The organism is Bradyrhizobium sp. URHD0069 (genome assembly GCF_000701345.1).
Taxonomy (GTDB): Bacteria; Pseudomonadota; Alphaproteobacteria; order Rhizobiales; family Xanthobacteraceae; genus Bradyrhizobium.
On sequence record NZ_JNIJ01000043.1, the window covers coordinates 18,316 to 37,620 of the forward strand.

The following is a 19,305-nucleotide window of genomic DNA, read 5'->3' on the forward strand; positions in this document are numbered from 1 at the left end:
GGTAGATCAGACTTGCCGGTGCAGTTCCGAAAGGCGCTGCATCGGTGTTTTTCGAGCGCGCGAAGGCAGCACGAATTGACGCACTGCCTTGCCCCAACGGCTCAGCCCCAATAGCGTTGCAAGGTCCGCAAGCCGGTGCTTGCCATCGGCGGGGCGGGTGTGGTTGATGGGTGTGGTTTTGCGATTTGCCATTTTCGAGAAGTCCTTCTGCCACAGGGGTTTCTTGGACTTCTGAGGTGCTGGCGGAGAGAGTGGGATTCGAACCCACGGTACGGTTTCCCGCACACACGCTTTCCAAGCGTGCGCCTTAAGCCACTCGGCCATCTCTCCGGATGCCCTCTCTTGAAGGGGCATGACGACTTTTGCAAGTGAGCGCGGCTGTTATGCCGGAAATTTCCTTAAATAGCTGAATAACTTGGTAATTTTATAGTCCCGCCAGCATCGGGCGGCCCGTATTCCAGCGGGTTGAACCGAAAACCGGCTGCAGGCGACGATTGATACGAGCGACTAAGGCGGGCAACGGCAATCAGCAGAGGGGCCCATGAAGATCAATCGCGCGCTGGTGTTCCTCGATTCTGGCGTCCGCGATTGCCGCAGGCTGCGCGGGCCCCGCGATGGCACAAGCTTGTACCCGTCAGGACCTGGATGTGAGTTGCGATGACGGGCCGCGGGGTTTGCTGTCCGGCGACGCGATTATCTGGAGCGACGGCACGCGATCGAGCCTGTCGTCGCCGCATCCGAGCGTCATCACCGGCAACAAATCGTCGGTGATCGTGGGACCGGGCGTGTTCGTCGGCAAAAGCTAGCGGCGTCGTGCCGCTGGACAATCCGAGCGCGCCGAACAAGGCGCGTTGCCCCGTTCTCGAGAGCGTTTCATATTGTTACTGGCGCCGTCGCTGAAGCAAACGCAGCGAGCCGCGAAGGAGGAGCAGCCAGGAACCCTTGGTTTGCGCGTGTTCTGATAGCAAGACCGGCATCCACTTTTTGCGGAACACGCGCCCGCTCGCTCGAGACGGCCGCGTTGCGCCCTCCTCAGGATAACTAGGATGGTTTGAGTGTGATGGTTCGGTCAGTGATACCGCACGCCGGTATTGGCCGAGCGACGCGGCCGCAATGCCGGCGCGTCGAAGAGCGGCTCGTTGTCAGCCGTCCGGCTCTCCTGCAAGGTGTCGACGAAATCTGCAAACCATTGCTGAATGGTACCGCGGCGCAGTTTCGCCACCATCGCCTCCCAGCGCATGCGCCGCTCGGTCAAAGGCATCGAGAGCGCGGTCGCGATGGTCCGTGCCATGCTGTCGATATCGTGGGGATTCACCAACAGCGCCGTATCCAGTTCATTCGCCGCCCCGGCGAATTTCGACAGTACCAGCACGCCGGGATCAGCAGGGTTTTGTGCCGCGACATACTCCTTGGCGACCAAATTCATGCCGTCATGCAGCGGCGTCACAACGCCGACCTGGGCTGTGCGATAAAGTCCCGCCAGCACCGTCTGGCTGAAACCCTTGTTGAGATAGCGGATCGGGGTCCAGTCCACTTCGCCGTGGTGGCCATTGACGTCGCTCACGAGCTTGGCGAGTTCGCTTTGCAGATTGCCATAGGCCTCGATCGCGCCCCGTGACGGCGTCGCGATCTGCAGCAACGACACCGTGCGCGCTAGCTGCGGCTGCAAGGTCCACATGCGGTCGAATGCGCTGATGCGGTTGATCAGGCCCTTGGAATAATCCAGCCGATCGACGCCGATCGCCAGCTTCTCGCCATTCAGGCTTCGCCGCAACCGCGACACGTCGGGATGGGATGCGGCCTTGGTGGCTTGCACGGCGAATTTTTCGACGTCGATACCGATCGGAAATACTGCGACGCGGGTTCTGCCGTGACCCGAGGTCACAACACCGTCGTCGACCTCGAGCCCAAGTTCGGCCGACAGGTAGTCAAGGAAATTCTCGCAATCATCCCTGGTCTGGAATCCGATCAGATCGTAGGCCAGCATCGCCTCGACCAATTCTCGATGATGCGGCACGCCTTCGATCATCGCGCGCGCGGGCCAAGGCGTGTGCAGGAAAAAGCCTATCGGCTGCGTCACCTCGAGCTGGCGCAGTTCACCGCCCAGCGCCAGGAAATGGTAGTCCTGAATCCAGAACGCGGTGTCCGGCCTTCTAAATCGCAGCAGCGCGCGCGCCATGAAGGCGTTCACTTCGCGATAGGACAGGTAATCTTCCTCAGAAGCTCGGATTAAATCGGCACGCGAATGAAGCGCCGGCCACAATGCCGAGTTTGCGAAACCTTCGTAGTATCCGCCGTAATGCGCCGCCGGCAGGTCCAGCATGGCCAAAGCACCCGCGCCGAGCGCTTCGATTTCGGCGAACGGGTCCTTCTGGGCGCCGTCTCGGACACGGCCGCTCGAACCTACCCAAATCGCACCGGATTTCTCTACGACCGGCAGCAAAGCAGCCGCCAGACCTCCCGTCATGGGCTCATTGGCCGTGCCGCGCGCTACGCGATTCGAAACAACGACGAGGTTCACAAATCCCCTCCTGGTATCGGTCGTCAATTAACATCCATTCATCAATATGGTTCCCGGCCAACCTTTCAACGAAATGAAACCAAATTCAGGCGGCCGGCCGATGGAACCTTGTTCTTCCACCGCGCCCAAAACTTTTCGAAGGTTTCGACCCGCGGAAAACCCATCGGCTCGCGAAGGATTTCGCTTGGTGGTAGCACCGAGCTATTGCGCACTACCGAACTGTTGCCTCATTTCGATCAAACTGCTTCAGGTCGATAGAACTGCTTGAGGCAGACTCAATCGGGCAAAGTCCCAGGACGGTGGCAATCAGGTAAAATACGACCATGATTCCATGGCGGCTTTTTCATCATCGAGCAGATGCGCGAGCCACGCCCGTACATCGCCGGGATCGTCGAAGTGGCCTGCGACTCCCTTGGCGCGCCGGCCCACCGAGAATGCCAGGCCGCCAAGATCCGGCATGATGGCGAACACAGATTCATCGGTAACATCATCGCCGACGAACAGGGGACGGCGCCCCTTAAAAGGTTCGTGGGTCATCAGTTCGCGAACCGCCGTAGCCTTGCTGAAGCCGGAATGCTTGATTTCACAAACGCATTTTCCGGGCATCACTTCGATCGGCGCATTCGGCAGATCCGCCCTGATCAGGGACACCGCCGCGTAAATCGCCTTCTCAGCATGCGGCGCCAAACGGTAGTGGAGCGCCAGCGAATAGCCTTTGTCCTCCAGCAGAATGCCCGGACTCAACTTGGCAATGGCGGCCAACCGTCGTTTCAGCTCCTTCTCCATCGGCGGGGCAAGGGTGGCGACTGCTTCGTTGTCCTGTGACAGACGTATTTCCGCGCCGTGACCGCCAACGGCCGGAAATTGTTCGGGAGCAAAAATCAGATCGATATCGTTCAGCGAACGTCCGCTCACGAGTGCGATCGCGCCCGAAGTCCTGTCGAGCAGGCGGTTGAGGGTTTTTGAGAGTCCCGGCGGCACCCAGACTTCGCGCGGCGTCGGCACCAGATCGAGTAGCGTCCCGTCGATATCGAGCAGTATGGCAGTTTGGTCCAGATGCGGCACCAGCGAGGCCGGCACCGGCACGGCGTCTGGCGAGTCGTCTTCTTCGGGTAACATGTCGTCTCGCAACGGCGCCTCGGCCAAGTTCTCAGTCATCTCATTCTACTCCATAAAAGCCAGCGGCGGCGCCACCGATTCCAGCGCCCGGCGCTCGGCTGCAATGCAGTAACGCCACGCGACCACCGCCGCCGCGATCATCAACCCCGATCCGAGAAGATAGCCAGCGAACACACTGTCGCGCGATCCGGTATCGATCAATGCACCGAACAGCGCGGGACCAACGACCCCGCCAATTCCTGTTCCGATCGAATAGAACAGCGCAATCGCCAGCGCACGAACCTCCAGCGGAAAGGTTTCGCTGACCGTGAGGTACGCTGCACTGGCGGCCGGCGAGGCAAAAAAGAAAATCACCATCCATGCGATGGTCTGGGTCTGCGCGCTCATCACGCCGATCGAAAACAGATAGCCCGAAAGCGCGAGCAGGAGGCCAGATACGCCGTAGGTGAACGTAATCATCACGCGCCGGCCCACCGTGTCGAACAGTCGGCCAAGCAGCAGCGGCCCAAGGAAATTGCCGGCCGCGAACGGAAGTATGTACCATCCGATCTGGCTCGCCGCTATCCCGTAGAAGTCGGTCAAGACAAGGGCAAAGGTGAAGAAGATCGCGTTATAGAAAAACGCTTGCGCGATCATCAGTGTCAATCCGACCAGCGATCGCTGACGATAGACGGAGAACAGCGTGTGCGCCACCTCGCGCAACGGCGTGTGGTCGCGCATCTTCAATTTGATTTTCGTCCAACCATGCTGACCGGGGTCTTGCACGTATCCCGTGACCGATCGCTCAATGTCATCCACGATGGCGTGCGCGCGATCCGGCTGGCCGTGAATCATCAGCCACCGCGGACTTTCGGGGATCCACATCCGCATCCCAAACACCACAAGGCCAAGACAGGCTCCGGTGAGATATGCAAGCCGCCAGCCGAGATCGGGGTCGATCACGGCCGGATCAAGCAGGACGATCGCGCTGACCGCACCCATCGCCGCGCCGATCCAGAAGCTGCCGTTGATCACGAGGTCCGTCCATCCGCGGTACCGCGCCGGTACCAATTCCTGAATCGTCGAATTAATCGCGGTGTATTCGCCGCCGATGCCGGCACCGGTGAGAAATCGAAACAACGCGTAGCTCGCCAAGTTCCAGGACAGCGCCGTCGCCGCGGTCGCCGTGAGATAGACCGCCAGCGTGATGAAGAACAGCTTCTTGCGCCCGATCCGATCGGTAAGCCAGCCAAACCCCAGCGCGCCGAGGACGGCGCCGGCGAGATAGGCGCTGTTGGCAAAGCCGACGTCGAAGTTGGTGAAACGAAGCGTTGGACTCTCTTTCAGAGCACCCGACAGGGCGCCAGCCAACGTAACCTCCAGTCCATCGAGAATCCAGGTGATGCCAAGCGCAAGGACGACGCGGGTGTGGAAACCGCTCCAGCGCAGACTATCGAGACGCGAGGGAATGCTGGTTTCGATGATGCGATCATCGGTGCGTGTTATCGGCGTTGTTTCGGCAGCCGTCGAAAGAGGCGTCGCATCACTCAGGCCAGCCATGCCGCATTGCTCCTATGCTCGCCGACTAAGACCTCCACGGAATTGGGAGCGCCGCGGTTCAACACCGATTTGCCCTGCACTCCCTGCAGAGCCACCAGTTGAAACCAATCAGAAAATGCCCGGGAACCGGCATTCTCAAGCTCAATTCGGCAACTTTGGTACCAGCCACATTAATCAACGCCTTAAGCACGTGCGAGTTCCCGCATTGCGGTAGAGGAACCGATCAGGTCTATCACCGTTTCGGCTTGAACGGGTATGGAGTCCGAATATGGCTGAACCTCGGAAAACAACGCGTGCGCGCAAAATGGCGAGGCGCAAAACCGCTCGCAAGAATACAAACAAGACGACGGCACGGAGACCAAGCCCGGCGCGGAGGAAACCTGCAGCCAGGAAGGCATCGCCAAAGCGCTGGTCGCAGCGCGTGACGCGGGAGAGCGATGCGCTGGATCTGAAGCGCGGCCTGTTCAAACAGACTGACCCGAAGAAGATCGCAGCTTCGCTCAAACGCTCGGCCGAACGCAGTTCGCGCCGCAAGGCAGGCGCCTATCGCTCCGCACTCTCAATGCTGACGTTTTATATCAACCGCGCCGGCAAAACCCTGCCGAAAACGCAGCGCGACCGCTTGCAGCGCGCCAAGGCCGAGCTGAAGCACCAGTTTGGAAGAGAGTAGTACTCCGAAGCGCGCTTTACGCCGCGCGGATGTTCGCCATGAAGCGGTCGAGTTCCTCGCGCAACCGCGTGCTTTCGGACGAAAGGGTTTGCGCCGAATTCAAGACCTCCTCAGAGGCGGAACCGGTTTCCGTAGCGCCGCGATTGACCTGCATGATGTTGGTGGCCGCTTCACGAGTTCCTTGCGCGACGCTTTGAACGCTGCGCGCGATCTCCTGGGTGGCCGAGCTCTGCTGCTCCACCGCACTGGCGATTGCCGCTGCGATATTCGAAATCTGGCCGATGGTGCCGCCGATCTCCTTGATGGCGGCAACGGATTCCTGTGTCGCGCCCTGCATGCCGGAAATATGCGACGAGATCTCGTCGGTCGCCTTCGCAGTCTGGCTCGCCAGCGATTTGACCTCGGAGGCGACCACAGCAAAACCTCGACCGGCCTCGCCGGCCCGGGCGGCTTCGATGGTTGCATTGAGCGCCAACAGGTTGGTCTGTTCGGCAATCGCCGTGATCAATTTGACCACGTCGCCGATCTCTTGCGCGGCGCGCGACAATTTGCCGATACGCCCGTCGGTTTGCTGCGCCTGAAGCACCGCCGCCTCCGCGATCTGGTTGGACTCCCGCACCCGTCTGCCGATTTCGTCGACCGACGTCGAGAGCTCTTCCGTTGCGGACGCGACCGACTGCATGTTGCTGGAGGCTTCTTCCGATGCACCGGCGACCTGGCTGGACAGGCTCTGCGTGGTCTCCGCGGTCCGCGTCAGCGTGCCCGCGGCTTGCTCGAGTTGAACGGCGGAAGCTGAAACGTTCGAAACGATAACGCCGACCGCCGCCTCGAATTCATCGGCAAACCGGATGAGTTCGGCGCGACGCGCCGCACTGCTCGCCTTGTTCTGGGTATCCTGCGCCGCGGCATCACGTTCGGCCTTGGCGATCGCCTGCACCTTGAATTCTTCCACCGCTTCCGCCATTTCACCAAGTTCGTCCCTGCGACCGAGACCTGGCAGCACGACGTCGAACTTGCCGCCCGCGAGTTCACGCATCGCCTTGCACATCGCTCTCATCGGCCGGGAAATTCCCCTGCCCAGCAACAGCGCCAGGGCGCCGCCGAGTAGGAAGCCGCCGGCCGCGAGCATCACGATCAGGCGCTCAGTCTCGCCGACAATCGCGTCTGACTCGGATTCGAGTCTTTGTTGATCGGAAAGCAGGTCCGCCTTCATCGCGATCGAGCCTTTCACGATCACGCTCGCCGAGTCCGCCATTTCAGCAACCAGCCCATCGATAGATTTCGAATTCTCGACCAGTTTGGCTAGTGCTTGCCGATATTCTTCCAGCATCGCGGACGCTTCCGTGAGGGCTTTGGTGATCTTTTCGTCGCTCGACGATATCGCATGCAGCGAGTTTTCGACGAACTTCAGACGCGCCAGCGCGCTGGTTGCGACCGTCTGCTCGGGATTGATGACGAAGGTATTGGCGAGCGCGGTCGCCGCCTGATATTGCGCGGTGACCTGCTTGGCACCGAGCTCAACTGCCGGCAGCTCCGCTTCGGCGGCATTGCTGGCGAGATCGTCGAGCTTGTAGCGCAGCATGGTACCGCCGCGCGTGAGCTGGTTTTGCGTTACCATCGCGCTGTCGCGCTTGACCTTGAGAATATCGGCAAAGATCTTGGTGAAGGTCTGGAATTCCCTGGCGAGGCGGGTGATCTGATCGAGACGCGCTGGATTGGCGGTGCCCCGCATCGATTGATCGATGGCATCCTTCAGGCTGGCTTCGGCGATCAGCGCCGCGTTGGCATCGCTCTCTTTTCCGGTCACCACGTAATATCGCGCCAGCGCCTGGTACGAAATCAGCTCGCGGTCGATATTGCGCGCCAGATCGGCTTCGGACACGCTCTTTCGGTAGGATGCCACGCCGGCGGAAACGCGCTCAAATCCAAGATAGGCGAAGCCCATGCTGGCCGCCGAAATGGCAAGCACCAGGGTAAAGCCGAGCATGATTTTGCCCCGAAAACGTAGCGTCGGGAGCCTTGGCGATACCGCTTGCGGCCAGACATGCTTCAACAAACCCACTTCGAACCCCCGTTTCCGACGCCAGCCAGAGCCGGGAGCGCGAGCTCCCGGTGCGATGCCGAAAACTAGAGGAGAATGGATAAGGGGGCGTAAATTTGCGCGGAATTGGGTCTGCTTCTCGTTGTTATTGCAATGGCTGCCTCACCCTCTGTTGGCGGGCTTTAGCCCCTCTGGGGAATGCCCTGGGCTGCGCGGGCCTGGGCATCAACGCCACGGAGCTATGGGTGGGTGATCTCATGACTGCCGCCTCCCAGCTCTGTTTCGCGATCTTCCCTTGCGCTGCTCGCCGCCCTCCCTCCACGGGCAAGATAAAGAAGCCTCACGCAAAGACGACATCACAATGACTTCCGCGGCGAAAATCCCAGTTGCAAAGTTCCGCGCCCGTGCTTCTAATTAGAACAACTAAAAAAGCATCGGGAGGCATCACACGTGTCGACAGTCAAATTGACGGTGAACGGCAAGGCGGTCTCGGCTGACGTCGAGGACCGGACCCTCCTTGTCAATCTCCTGCGCGATCATCTGAACCTGACCGGCACCCATGTCGGCTGCGATACCAGCCAGTGTGGCGCCTGTGTCGTGCATATCGATGGCCGGGCGGTCAAATCCTGCACCGTGCTGGTGGGGCAGGCCGACGGCAGCAACGTCACCACCATCGAAGGCATCTCAAAGGGCGACGAACTGCACCCCATGCAGGCGGCGTTTCGCGACAATCACGGGTTGCAGTGCGGCTATTGCACGCCGGGAATGATCATGTCGGCGATCGATATCGTCAACCGTTACGGCGGCAAGCTCGACGAGGACACCGTCCGGCATGAATTGGAAGGCAATATCTGCCGCTGCACCGGCTACCACAACATCGTCAAATCGGTACTCGACGCCGCCGGCCGCATGAGGGTCTCACAGGCGGCGGAATAGTCAGGTCAACTCTGACCCGCAAGGTCAGAGCTTTTGAAATCAAAAAACTGGCTGCGATCTGCCCATTTCGAGAGTTTCGCGCAGGTGACGCGGCCCGACAGGGAGAGATGCGATGGGTGTTGAGGGTATTGGCGCAAGCGTGGTGCGCAAGGAAGACCGGCGTTTCATCACAGGCCGAGGCCGCTACGTCGACGACATCAAGCTCGCGGGCATGACCTATGCCCATTTCGTCCGCAGCCCCCATGCACATGCCAAGGTAAGGAATATCGACTCCTCAGAGGCGATGAAGATGCCGGGCGTGATTGGCGTGCACACCGGAAAAGAGCTGGTCGAAGACAAGATCGGCAACCTGATCTGCGGCTGGGCGGTTTCCTCCAAGGACGGCACGCCGATGAAGATGGGTGCATGGCCGGCGATGGCGCCGGAAACGGTGCGCTTCGTCGGACAGGCGGTCGCCGTCGTCATCGCCGAAACCAAGAACCAGGCGCGCGATGCGGCGGAAGCTGTGGTCGTCGACTACGAGGAGCTTCCTGCCGCTGCCGATATTCGCGCGGCAATCAAGCCAGGCGCGCCGCAGCTGCATCCGGAAGCACCCGGCAATGTGGTCTACGACTGGGCGCTCGGTGACGAAGCCGCCGTGAAGGACGCCTTCAGCAAGGCGGCCAACGTGGTATCGCTCGAGCTCACCAACAACCGGCTGGTGCCGAATGCGATGGAGCCGCGCGCGGCGATCGCGGATTACGACGAGGCCGAGGAGCATTTCACGCTGTACACGACATCGCAGAACCCGCATGTCGCGCGTCTGGTGCTGTCGGCATTCTACAATATCGCGCAGGAGCACAAGCTGCGGGTGGTGGCGCCTGACGTCGGCGGCGGCTTCGGCTCGAAAATCTTCATCTACCCGGAAGAGATGGTGGCGCTGTGGGCGTCCAAGAAGGTGCGGCGGCCGGTGAAGTGGACCGGCGATCGCTCCGAGGCCTTCCTCACAGATGCGCATGGCCGCGATCATATTTCAAAGGCGGAGATGGCGTTCGACAAGGACAACAAGATTTTGGCCTTGCGGGTGAAGACCCACGCCAATTTCGGCGCCTATATGTCGCTGTTCTCGTCTTCGGTGCCGACCTATCTCTATGCCACGCTGCTATCGGGCCAATACAATATCCCGGCAATCTATGCCGAGGTGATGGGCGTCTACACCAACACCACGCCAGTCGACGCCTACCGCGGCGCGGGCCGTCCCGAAGCCAGTTTCCTGCTCGAACGCCTGATGGAAACCGCGGCGCGGCAGTTGAAGGTCGACCCGGCGGAATTGCGCCGTAAAAACTTCATCACCAGCTTCCCGCACCAGACCCCGGTCATCATGGCCTATGATATCGGCGATTTCGGCGCATCGCTCGACGCGGCGTTGAAGGCGATCGACTACGCGGGATTCCCTGCACGTAAAGAGAACGCCAGGAAAGAAGGCAAGCTGCGCGGCATCGGCTTCTCCTGTTACATCGAGGCCTGCGGCATCGCGCCCTCCAAAGCGGTCGGCAGTCTGGGCGCCGGCGTGGGGTTGTGGGAATCCGCCGAGGTCCGGGTCAATCCGGTCGGCACCATCGAAATCCTCACGGGTTCGCACAGTCACGGCCAGGGGCATGAAACGACCTTCGCCCAACTGGTCGCCGAGCGGCTCGGAATTCCGATCAGTCAGGTCTCGATCGTTCACGGCGACACCGACAAGGTGCAGTTCGGCATGGGCACCTACGGCTCGCGCTCCGCGGCCGTCGGCTTGACCGCGATCCTCAAGGCGATGGAGAAAGTCGAATCCAAGGCCAAGAAAATTGCTGCGCATCAACTCGAAGCGTCGGAAGACGACATCGTCATCGAGAACGGCGAGTTCAAAGTCACCGGCACCGACAAAGCGATCGCGCTGCCGATGGTCGCGCTCGCCGCCTATACCGCGCACAATCTGCCCGACGGCATGGAGCCTGGCCTGAAGGAGGGTGCGTTCTACGACCCGACCAACTTCACCTTCCCGGCGGGCGCCTACATCTGCGAGCTCGAAGTCGATTCCGCAACCGGCAAGACCTCGTTCGTCAATTTCGTCGCGGCTGACGATTTCGGCCGGCTGATCAACCCGATGATCGTCGAAGGCCAAGTCCATGGCGGGCTTGCCCAAGGCATCGGTCAGGCGCTGCTCGAAGGCGCGGTTTACGACGTTAACGGCCAGCCGGTGACCGCGTCCTTCATGGACTACACCATGCCGCGCGCCGACGACCTGCCGTCGTTCAAGCTGAGCCACACCACGACGCTGTGCCCGGGCAATCCGCTCGGCGTTAAAGGTTGCGGCGAGGCCGGCGCAATCGGCGCATCCGCCGCCGTTATCAACGCCATCACCGATGCGATCGGCAACAACAAACTGGAAATGCCGGCGACGTCCGACCGGGTATGGCACGCCATCCACGGCAGCGCATAGGAGTGTTTTCGAGCGAAATGGACTTTGGTTAGCGAAGAAAACACGACCAGAACTAAAAGTCGGGAGACAAGTCATGTACGCGACAACCTACCATCGCCCCTCCTCCGTCGACGAAGCCGCGGCGCTATTCACAAAAGGCTCGGAGGCGAAATATCTGGCCGGCGGCCACACCTTGATCCCAGTGATGAAGCAGCGGCTCGCCTCACCGTCCGACGTAATCGATCTTGGCAAGATCAAGGATCTCATCGGCCTTGAGGTTTCCGCCGACACCGTCACGATCAAGACGGCGACAACGCATCACGACGTTGCCGCGAGCGGACCTGTGCAGCGTGCGATACCTGCGCTCGCCCATCTCGCCTCGATGATCGGCGATCCGGCGGTGCGTTATCGCGGCACGATCGGCGGCTCGATCGCCAATAACGATCCTGCCGCGGACTATCCGGCGGCGGTGCTCGCGCTTGGCGCGACGATCAGGACCAACAAGCGGAGCATTGCGGCCGATGATTTTTTCAAGGGCCTGTTCTCGACGGCGCTAGCGGACGGCGAGATTATCACGCAAGTCGCCTTCCCAATTCCGGCCAAGGCGGGATACTCCAAGTTTCCTCATCCCGCCTCGCGCTTCGCACTGACCGGCGTGTTTGTCGTCAAGACCAAATCGGGCGACGTCCGCGTCGCCGCCACCGGCGCGTCGCAGAACGGCGTCATGCGGATTGCTGCCATCGAGGCGGCGCTGAAGGCCAACTGGTCGCCGGGCGCACTCGACAGCGTCACGATTCCCGACAAGGGGCTGATGAGCGATATTCATGGTTCGTCGGATTATCGCGCCAATCTGATCAAGGTGATGGCGCAGCGCGCGGTTGCCGCCGCCGGCTGATCGCGCATCGCACATAGCTCACAAAGGCGGCGCGCAGCCATGCGCGCCGCCTTTGCATTTTGGAGCAAGAACGCGGGCAAAGGCCCTTGCCACGCAGGTCCCCAGGCGGGACAATTTAGCTAATCAACAGGAAAACAACGTGCTCGATAAATCAGCCCCAGTGTCCTCCACCCGGGCCTCCGGCCCGCTCATGGGCGTTCGCATCGTCGAATTTGCCGGCATCGGTCCTGGCCCCTTCGCCTGCATGATGCTGGCGGACATGGGCGCGGAAGTGGTGACGCTCGATCGCGTCGGCGCCAAGAAGAATCTGAAATCGGTGGCGGGACGCGGACGAAAGGTCGTCGAACTTGACCTCAAGGACAAGGCCGCGGTCGCGCAGGTGCTTGACCTCCTGGCCAATGCCGACGCGCTGATCGAAGGTTTTCGTCCCGGCGTCATGGAGCGATTGGGGCTCGGACCAGACGTGGTGCAGGCGCGCAATCCACGCCTCGTCTACGGCCGGATGACGGGATGGGGCCAGGAAGGTCCGCTGGCGCAGGCCGCCGGCCACGACATCAACTACATCTCGGTCACGGGCGCGCTGGCCGCGATCGGCACCGCGGAAAAGCCGGTGCCGCCGCTCAATCTGGTCGGCGATTTCGGCGGCGGCGCGCTTTACCTCGTGGTCGGCGTGCTCGCCGCGCTATTGGAAGCATCGAAGTCGGGCGAGGGACAGGTGGTGGACGCCGCGATGTGCGACGGCGCGGCGTCGCTGATGTCGATGTTCTTTGATATGGCGGCCGTGGGCCGATGGACCGAACAGCGCGAGAGCAATTTGCTCGACGGCGGCGCGCATTTCTACGGCGTCTATGAATGCGCCTGCGGCAATTTCATTTCGATCGGCTCAATCGAGCCGCAGTTCTATGCGCTGCTGCGCGAGCACGCTGGTCTTTCGGATGTCGACTTCGATCGGCAGATGGATCGCAAGGCCTGGCCCGGGCTGAGGCAAAAGCTTACGGCTATCTTCAAGACCAAGAGCCGAGCCGAGTGGTGCAAGGTCATGGAAGGCACCGACGTCTGCTTCGCGCCTGTTCTGACCATGAGTGAAGCGCCGAATCATCCGCACATGGCAGCGCGAAATATTTTCGTCAATCGGCACGGCGTCACCCAGCCCGCCCCGGCGCCACGTTTTTCGCGCACGCCGTCCGCCATTCGCGACGCCACCACTGCCGACATCGCAAGTCTCACGAGCGAGTGGAAGGCGGGAAGATAAGCTGCTTGTCGTCCCGGCTCGCGCGGAGCCTGTCATCGGGCGGCGCTTTGCGCCGCCCCGTTGGCTTGGCCGGGACGACGTAGAATTTTCTCCGGAATGATGAACCCTACGCCGCGTTCTCCACGTTCAGGACGCCGCGGCGGATCTGGTCTTTCTCGATCGATTCGAACAGCGTTTTGAAATTGCCTTCGCCGAAGCCGTCGTCGCCCTTACGAAGCAATCCAATTTTTCCCTTGCTTGATGGATTGCTTCGCTTCGCTTGCAATAACGAATTATACGGCCGGCAAAATCGTGCCTTCCACTTCGCCGAAGCCGATGCGATAGCCGCTCGCCTGGCGCCAGCCGCGCATCACGAGCGAATCTCCGTCTTCGAGAAACGTCCTGACGATACCGCTCGCCAGCTCAACCGGCTCGGTGCCGTTCCAGCTTATCTCCAAGAGGCTACCACGCTGATGCTTGCCGGGCCCGCTGATGGTGCCGCTCCCCAGAAGATCGCCGACGTTCATGGCGCAACCGGACGAGGCGTGATGGATCAGTTGCTGCACCGATGACCAGTACATGTACTTGAAATTGGTACGGCAGATCGGGACGGCTTCGTTCATTTGCGCTGCGCGCAAGCCGACATCGAGCTCTAGATCGTAATTGTTCGGCTGCGCTTGCTGCAGGTAAGGCAACGGCGTCGGATCCTGCTTGGGCCCACGGACACGAAACGGCTCCAGCGCCTCGCGCGTGACGACCCACGGACTGATAGAGGTCGCAAAGGCCTTGGCCTGGAACGGCCCGAGCGGCACATATTCCCATTGCTGGATGTCGCGCGCGCTCCAGTCGTTCAGAAGCACAAAGCCGAAGATCATGCCTTCCGCCCGGCTTTCGGTGAGCATCTCGCCTATCCGGGACGGCTGCCCAATCACAACGCCCATTTCCAGCTCGAAGTCGAGTCGCTTGCAGGGAGCGAATGACGGCACCTCCGCACCCGGCGGCTTCAACTGGCCGTGCGGCCGGCGCACTTTGGTGCCCGAGACCACGACGGTCGATGCACGGCCGTTGTAGGCGATCGGCATATGCAGCCAGTTCGGCTGCAACGCGTTGTCCTTGCCGCGGAACATGACGCCGACATTGGTGGCGTGCTCCTTCGACGAATAGAAATCGGTGTAACCGGCAACCGCGATCGGCAAATGCAATTCTGCATCCGCCATCGGCACTAGCGCGCGCGCGCGCAAAGGCGCGTCGTCGCGGAGTTCGGGATTGTCATGGCGCAACAGCTCGCTGATCCGCGCTCGCGTCTGAGACCAGACCTTCGGCCCCAGCGCCATGAAGGCGTTGATCGAGGCTTGCGCGAATACGCCTTGCGCGGCTGCGAGATCGAGCAGTCCTTCAGACTCGAGCACCGCAAGATCGAGGACGGCGTTGCCGATCGCAACGCCGACGCGTGGCGTCGGGGACGCGGACGTCGAGAACACCCCGTAGGGGAGATTCTGGATTGGGAAGTCGGACGCGGCGCCGACGTCAATGAAAGAGCGAAGCGCGGGATCGTTGGGATGGGGCATCGTTTTCCCGATGTACAATTATATGGCCGTAGCTGCGGTTTTCTCTTCACCCTCCCCTCGAGGGGAAGGTCGACGCGAATGAAATGAGCGGCGGGGTGGGTGAGACTGTCACCCCGCCCCGTCTCGCATCTTGCTTCGCGCAATGCGAGCCGACCCCCTCCAGGGGGAGGGTAAGAAAGAGCTAAGGCCTATTCGGATCGAACCGCTTTTCCAGCCCCTTCCAGCAATCCGCATAGTCGTCCTGCAGCGTCGGGGAATTTGCCGCGTAGGCGGTGATGCGTTGCGGGAAACGCGTCTCTAACATGAAGGCCATGGTGCCCGTGAGCTTGACCGGCTTCAATTCGCTGTTGCTAGCGCGATCGAAGGCCTCGTGGTCCGGGCCGTGCGGCAGCATGCAATTGTGCAGACTGATGCCGCCCGGTACGAAGCCTTGCGGCTTGGCATCGTAGACGCCGTAGATCAGCCCCATGAACTCCGACATGATGTTCATGTGATACCATGGCGGCCGGAAGGTGTTCTCCGCCACCGCCCAGCGCTCCGGGAAAATGACAAAATCGATGTTCGCGGTGCCTGCGGTTTCCGACGGCGACGTCAGCACGGTGAAGATCGACGGATCGGGATGATCGAAGCTGATGGCGCCGACCGGCGCAAACGTCCGCAGATCGTATTTGTACGGCGCGTAATTGCCGTGCCAAGCCACCACGTCGATCGGCGAATGCGGTAGTGTGGTTACGAATAGCGAGCCGCCCCACTTCACGAACAATTCGGTCGGCGTGTCCGTGTCTTCATAGGCCGCGACGGGGGTGAGGAAATCGCGCGCATTGGCGAGGCAATTGGCGCCGATCGGCCCGCGCTCCGGCAGCGTGAACGCGCCGCCGTAGTTCTCGCAGAGATAGCCGCGCGCGGGGCCACCGGGAATCTCGATGCGAAATTTGACGCCGCGCGGGATCACCACGATTTCGCCGGGCTCGGCATCGATCCGGCCGAACTCGGTGACGAAACGCAGATTGCCGTGCTGCGGCACAAACATCATCTCGCCATCGGCGTTGTAGAAATTCTCGTCGATCATCGATTTGGTGATGAGGTAGACATGCGCGGCCATGCCGGCCTGGGTATTGACGTCGCCCGCCGTGGTCATGGTCTGCACGCCCTGCAGGAACGTCTTGTCTTCCTTGGGGATCGGCGCCGGATCCCAGCGCAATTGCCCAATCGGCCAATCAATTTCGTGACACGGCGCGCTGCGCCACAGGCCGGCGTCGGCCTTGGAGAAGCGGCCGGAATGCTTCACCGACGGCCGGATCCGATACAGCCATGAACGTTCATTGCTGCCGCGCGGCGCCGTGAATGGCGAGCCGGACAGCTGCTCGGCGTAGAGTCCATAGGCGCAACGCTGCGGCGAATTCCGCCCTCGCGGCAGCGCGCCGGGCAGCGCCTCCGTCTCGAAGCTGTTGCCGAAGCCGGACATGTAGCCCGGCGTGATATTGACAGAGTTGCGGCCGATCGCATCAGGTGCGGTATTGATATTCATGGTCATCCTCCTTGCAGGCTGGCCCACATTTCGAGGTCGCGTTCGGCGGTCCAGATCACGGGGTCATCGGTCCCCGACGCTTCGTCGAACGCACGCGAGACGTTGAACGGCAGACAGTGCTCGTAGATCGCGAAACTCGAAAACTTCGGATCCATCACCTCGCGGGTCGCCGCCATCGTCTCCTTGAGGTTACGGCCCTTGGCGACCGCTGATTCGGCCGCGCCATAGAGCGTGGTGACGAAATCGCGCGTCATCGCGATGGCGTCGCGCCCGGTTGCAATGCCCTTGAGAGCATCGCCGCGCCCCGGCGCGATCGCCTTGGGATTGAAGGCGCGAATTTCGTTCAGCGTCATCGGCCATTCGCGCAAATGCGCGTCGCCGCAATAGCAGGCCGAATGGTATTCGATCAGGTCGCCGGAAAACATCACCTCCGCATCCGGCACCCACGCGACGATGTCGCCCGACGTATGTCCTGCACCGAGCGACATCAACCGTACCTCGCGCTTTCCGAGATAAATCGACATCTCCGTTTCGAAGGTCAGCGTCGGCCAGGTCAGGCCAGGGATGCTCTGGGCATCCTGGAACAATCGTGGAAAGCGGCCGTACTCCGAATCCCAATCCTGCTGGCCGCGCTCTTCGATCAACCGATAGGTTTCCTCGGATGCGACAATCCCCTGCGCGTTGTAGGCGGAAGCGCCAAGCACCCGCACCGCATGATAATGCGACAGCACCACATATTTGATCGGCTTGTCGGTGACGGTGCGCACCCGCGCGATCACTTTGTTGGCCATCGCCGGCGTCGCCTGGGCGTCAAACACGATGCAGCCATCGTCGCCGACGATGACAGCCGAATTGGGATCGCCCTCCGCGGTGAAGGCATAGAGATCGGTGCCGATCTCGGAGAAAGTGACCTTCTTCTCGGCGAGGTCAGTGGTGGACGCGAAACCTTTCGCCATCAAATCAATTCCTTTGCGTTACTGCTGCTGTTGCTGCTGACCGGCCGCCACCATACGTCGCTGCGCCAGCGCGATCGCCTCGCGCAGCACGTCGAGATCGCCGACATGATTGGCGAGAATCAGAACCAGCGCCGCGTCGAGATCGGCGCTCTCTTCGTCACTCAGTCCGCGATGCGCCTCGACGATCGCGCGAAATGCATCATCCGGCTTGGCAAAATTCGAGCTGGTGGACAATGCCATGACCAAATCCTCAGTTGATGCCGGCAGCGCGCGCCAAGGCGGCATCGAGAGCTGTGCGTGTCGGCTGCCGGAAGCGCGCGGCGACATAGCCGTCGGGCCGCAACAGATAGGCCGTGCCGGGCGCGGCATCGTAGCGCGCGCCAACCAACCCTAGCGAATCGGAAAAACCATCGTTGCCGCCGATGCGGATCGTCCCGATGTCATCGGGAGCGTCAACAGCCGCGCCATTGGCAAACTCAAGCAGCGTGAACCGCGTTCCCGCCTTGATGAAGGCGTCGGTCAAATACGCGGACTCGCCGGCGCGCACGGCTATCGGCGCATCGAGCATAGACGCGCCGGGCCGCGGCCCGCCGCGCCACGCATCGCAATCGGCGGTCGAAAGCGGCGAGTCATAGATCGAGGGCACTGAGAGCCGTCCGCCATTGATCATGCGCTTGCCGAAGTCCGTTTCCCTGGCCAGCGACAGCACCGCCTTTCGCAAGCGCGCTTCCTGGCGGGAGCCAGGTGCCATGAAATCAGTCGAGCGGGTGGATTCCCGGATGTTCTCGTCAGCCGCGGCGCTGCGTTCGATGTGATAGCTCTCGAGCAGGCTATCCGGGGATAGGCTCCTCAGCACGCGATCGAGTTTCCACGCCAGGTTCTCGGCATCTTCAAGACCGGAATTGGCACCACGTGCACCGAATGGCGAGACCTGATGCGCGGCATCGCCGGCAAAGATCACGCGGCCATGGATGAATTTATCCATTCGGCGGCACTGGAACTTGTAGAGCGATATCCATTCGAAATCGAAATTCTCGTGCCCGAGCATGCGCGCGATCCGCGGCCGTACATTTTCCGGCCGCTTCTCGACCGCAGGATCCGCATCCGGATGCAGTTGCAGATCGATCCGCCAGATGTCGTCCGGCTGCTTGTGCAATAGCGCGGACCGCCCGGCGTGAAACGGCGGGTCGAACCAGAACCAGCGCTCGGTCGGGAATTCCGCCGTCATCTTGACGTCGGCGATCAGAAACTGGTCCTCGAACACTTGACCTGCGAACTCTGCGCCGACCATTTGCCGCAACGACGATCGCGCGCCGTCACAGGCGACAACATGAATTGCACGCAACCGATACGGTCCGTCCGGCGTTTCAATCGTCAGTATTGCATGATCGTTGCGTTGTTCTAATCCGATCACCTTGTTGCGCCAGCGCAGGTCGATCGCGGACAACTCCTGCACCCGATCCACCAGGTAGGCTTCGGCATGGAATTGCTGCAGGTTGATGAAGGCGGGCCGTTTGTGGCCCTCTTCCGGAAGTAGATTGAATTGGTAAAGCAGCGACGTGCCGTGAAAAATCCGGCCGACGCTCCATACCACGCCCTTGTCGGCCATTCGGCTGCCGACGCCGAGCCGGTCCCAATACTCCAGCGAGCGTTTGGAAAAACAGATCGCGCGCGATCCCTCCCCGATCCGGTCGGCGTCGTCGAGCAGAACGACGCGCTGGCCGCGCTGCGCAAGGTCGATCGCAAGCGACAGCCCGACCGGTCCGGCGCCGACCACTACAATAGGATATTCAGCTATGTCGGTGCCGGCCCGATGCTGGTCGGCGTGGCGGCAATAGCCGAACTGGGTTTTTGACTGCGCCAT

Annotated in this window: 15 protein-coding genes, 1 tRNA gene and 1 pseudogene; 6 read left to right on the plus strand and 11 right to left on the minus strand. The window is 61.3% G+C overall.

All coding sequences use genetic code 11. The annotated features are described in order from the left end of the window. Positions 1–6: 6 nt before the first annotated feature. Both N554_RS40255 and N554_RS0123890 read right to left on the minus strand, forming a co-directional pair. Positions 7–192: a hypothetical protein gene (locus N554_RS40255; protein ID WP_029585800.1), complete on the minus strand. Its 186-nt coding sequence runs from the start codon at positions 190–192 to the stop codon at positions 7–9. 48 nt (positions 193–240) lie between these two features. Then, a tRNA-Ser gene (locus N554_RS0123890) sits at positions 241–330 on the minus strand. A 284-nt stretch (positions 331–614) separates the two neighbouring features. On the opposite strand from N554_RS0123890, the pseudogene N554_RS36335 reads away from it, so the two are divergent. Then, positions 615–900: pseudogene (locus N554_RS36335) on the plus strand (hypothetical protein). Between the two features lie 169 nt (positions 901–1,069). On the opposite strand, the gene N554_RS0123900 reads toward N554_RS36335, so the two are convergent. From N554_RS0123900 to N554_RS0123915, 3 genes are all read right to left on the minus strand, one after another. Beyond that, positions 1,070–2,521, minus strand: a complete 1,452-nt coding sequence (locus tag N554_RS0123900; RefSeq protein WP_029585801.1) for a trehalose-6-phosphate synthase — start codon at positions 2,519–2,521, stop codon at positions 1,070–1,072. Positions 2,522–2,827: 306 nt separating this feature from the next. After that, positions 2,828–3,679 (minus strand): trehalose-phosphatase, encoded by an 852-nt coding sequence (gene otsB / locus N554_RS0123910; RefSeq protein ID WP_029585802.1) that lies wholly within the window; start codon positions 3,677–3,679, stop codon positions 2,828–2,830. Between the two features lie 6 nt (positions 3,680–3,685). Then, complete coding sequence (locus N554_RS0123915; RefSeq protein ID WP_029585803.1) at positions 3,686–5,179, minus strand: MFS transporter; 1,494 nt, start codon at positions 5,177–5,179, stop codon at positions 3,686–3,688. 268 nt (positions 5,180–5,447) lie between these two features. On the opposite strand from N554_RS0123915, the gene N554_RS38720 reads away from it, so the two are divergent. Continuing rightward, entirely contained in the window at positions 5,448–5,849 is a 402-nt protein-coding gene (locus N554_RS38720) for a DUF3175 domain-containing protein (protein ID WP_081851387.1), read from the plus strand. 16 nt (positions 5,850–5,865) lie between these two features. Here the strand turns inward: N554_RS38720 and N554_RS0123925 are convergent, their stop codons facing one another. Then, on the minus strand, positions 5,866–7,836 hold the full coding sequence (locus N554_RS0123925) for a methyl-accepting chemotaxis protein (RefSeq protein WP_081851388.1): 1,971 nt from the start codon (positions 7,834–7,836) through the stop codon (positions 5,866–5,868). 504 nt (positions 7,837–8,340) lie between these two features. Between N554_RS0123925 and N554_RS0123930 the strand changes: the two genes are divergently transcribed. The 4 genes from N554_RS0123930 to N554_RS0123945 all read left to right on the plus strand — a co-directional run bounded on the left by N554_RS0123930 (position 8,341) and on the right by N554_RS0123945 (position 13,410). Then, positions 8,341–8,826, plus strand: a complete 486-nt coding sequence (locus N554_RS0123930) for a (2Fe-2S)-binding protein (protein ID WP_029585806.1) — start codon at positions 8,341–8,343, stop codon at positions 8,824–8,826. A gap of 112 nt (positions 8,827–8,938) precedes the next feature. After that, entirely contained in the window at positions 8,939–11,284 is a 2,346-nt protein-coding gene (locus tag N554_RS0123935; RefSeq protein WP_029585807.1) for a xanthine dehydrogenase family protein molybdopterin-binding subunit, read from the plus strand. Positions 11,285–11,357: 73 nt separating this feature from the next. Further along, positions 11,358–12,158, plus strand: a complete 801-nt coding sequence (locus N554_RS0123940) for an FAD binding domain-containing protein (RefSeq protein ID WP_029585808.1) — start codon at positions 11,358–11,360, stop codon at positions 12,156–12,158. Between the two features lie 139 nt (positions 12,159–12,297). Then, complete coding sequence (locus N554_RS0123945; RefSeq protein ID WP_029585809.1) at positions 12,298–13,410, plus strand: CaiB/BaiF CoA transferase family protein; 1,113 nt, start codon at positions 12,298–12,300, stop codon at positions 13,408–13,410. A 272-nt stretch (positions 13,411–13,682) separates the two neighbouring features. Here the strand turns inward: N554_RS0123945 and fahA are convergent, their stop codons facing one another. The 5 genes from fahA to N554_RS0123975 all read right to left on the minus strand — a co-directional run bounded on the left by fahA (position 13,683) and on the right by N554_RS0123975 (position 19,305). Then, complete coding sequence (fahA, locus tag N554_RS0123955) at positions 13,683–14,957, minus strand: fumarylacetoacetase (protein WP_029585810.1); 1,275 nt, start codon at positions 14,955–14,957, stop codon at positions 13,683–13,685. 181 nt (positions 14,958–15,138) lie between these two features. Continuing rightward, positions 15,139–16,485, minus strand: a complete 1,347-nt coding sequence (hmgA, locus tag N554_RS0123960; RefSeq protein ID WP_029585811.1) for a homogentisate 1,2-dioxygenase — start codon at positions 16,483–16,485, stop codon at positions 15,139–15,141. Between the two features lie 2 nt (positions 16,486–16,487). Further along, positions 16,488–17,441: an MBL fold metallo-hydrolase gene (locus N554_RS0123965; protein ID WP_029585812.1), complete on the minus strand. Its 954-nt coding sequence runs from the start codon at positions 17,439–17,441 to the stop codon at positions 16,488–16,490. Between the two features lie 18 nt (positions 17,442–17,459). Continuing rightward, positions 17,460–17,681, minus strand: a complete 222-nt coding sequence (locus tag N554_RS0123970) for a DUF2783 domain-containing protein (RefSeq protein WP_029585813.1) — start codon at positions 17,679–17,681, stop codon at positions 17,460–17,462. Between the two features lie 10 nt (positions 17,682–17,691). Then, on the minus strand, positions 17,692–19,305 hold the full coding sequence (locus tag N554_RS0123975; protein ID WP_029585814.1) for an FAD-dependent oxidoreductase: 1,614 nt from the start codon (positions 19,303–19,305) through the stop codon (positions 17,692–17,694).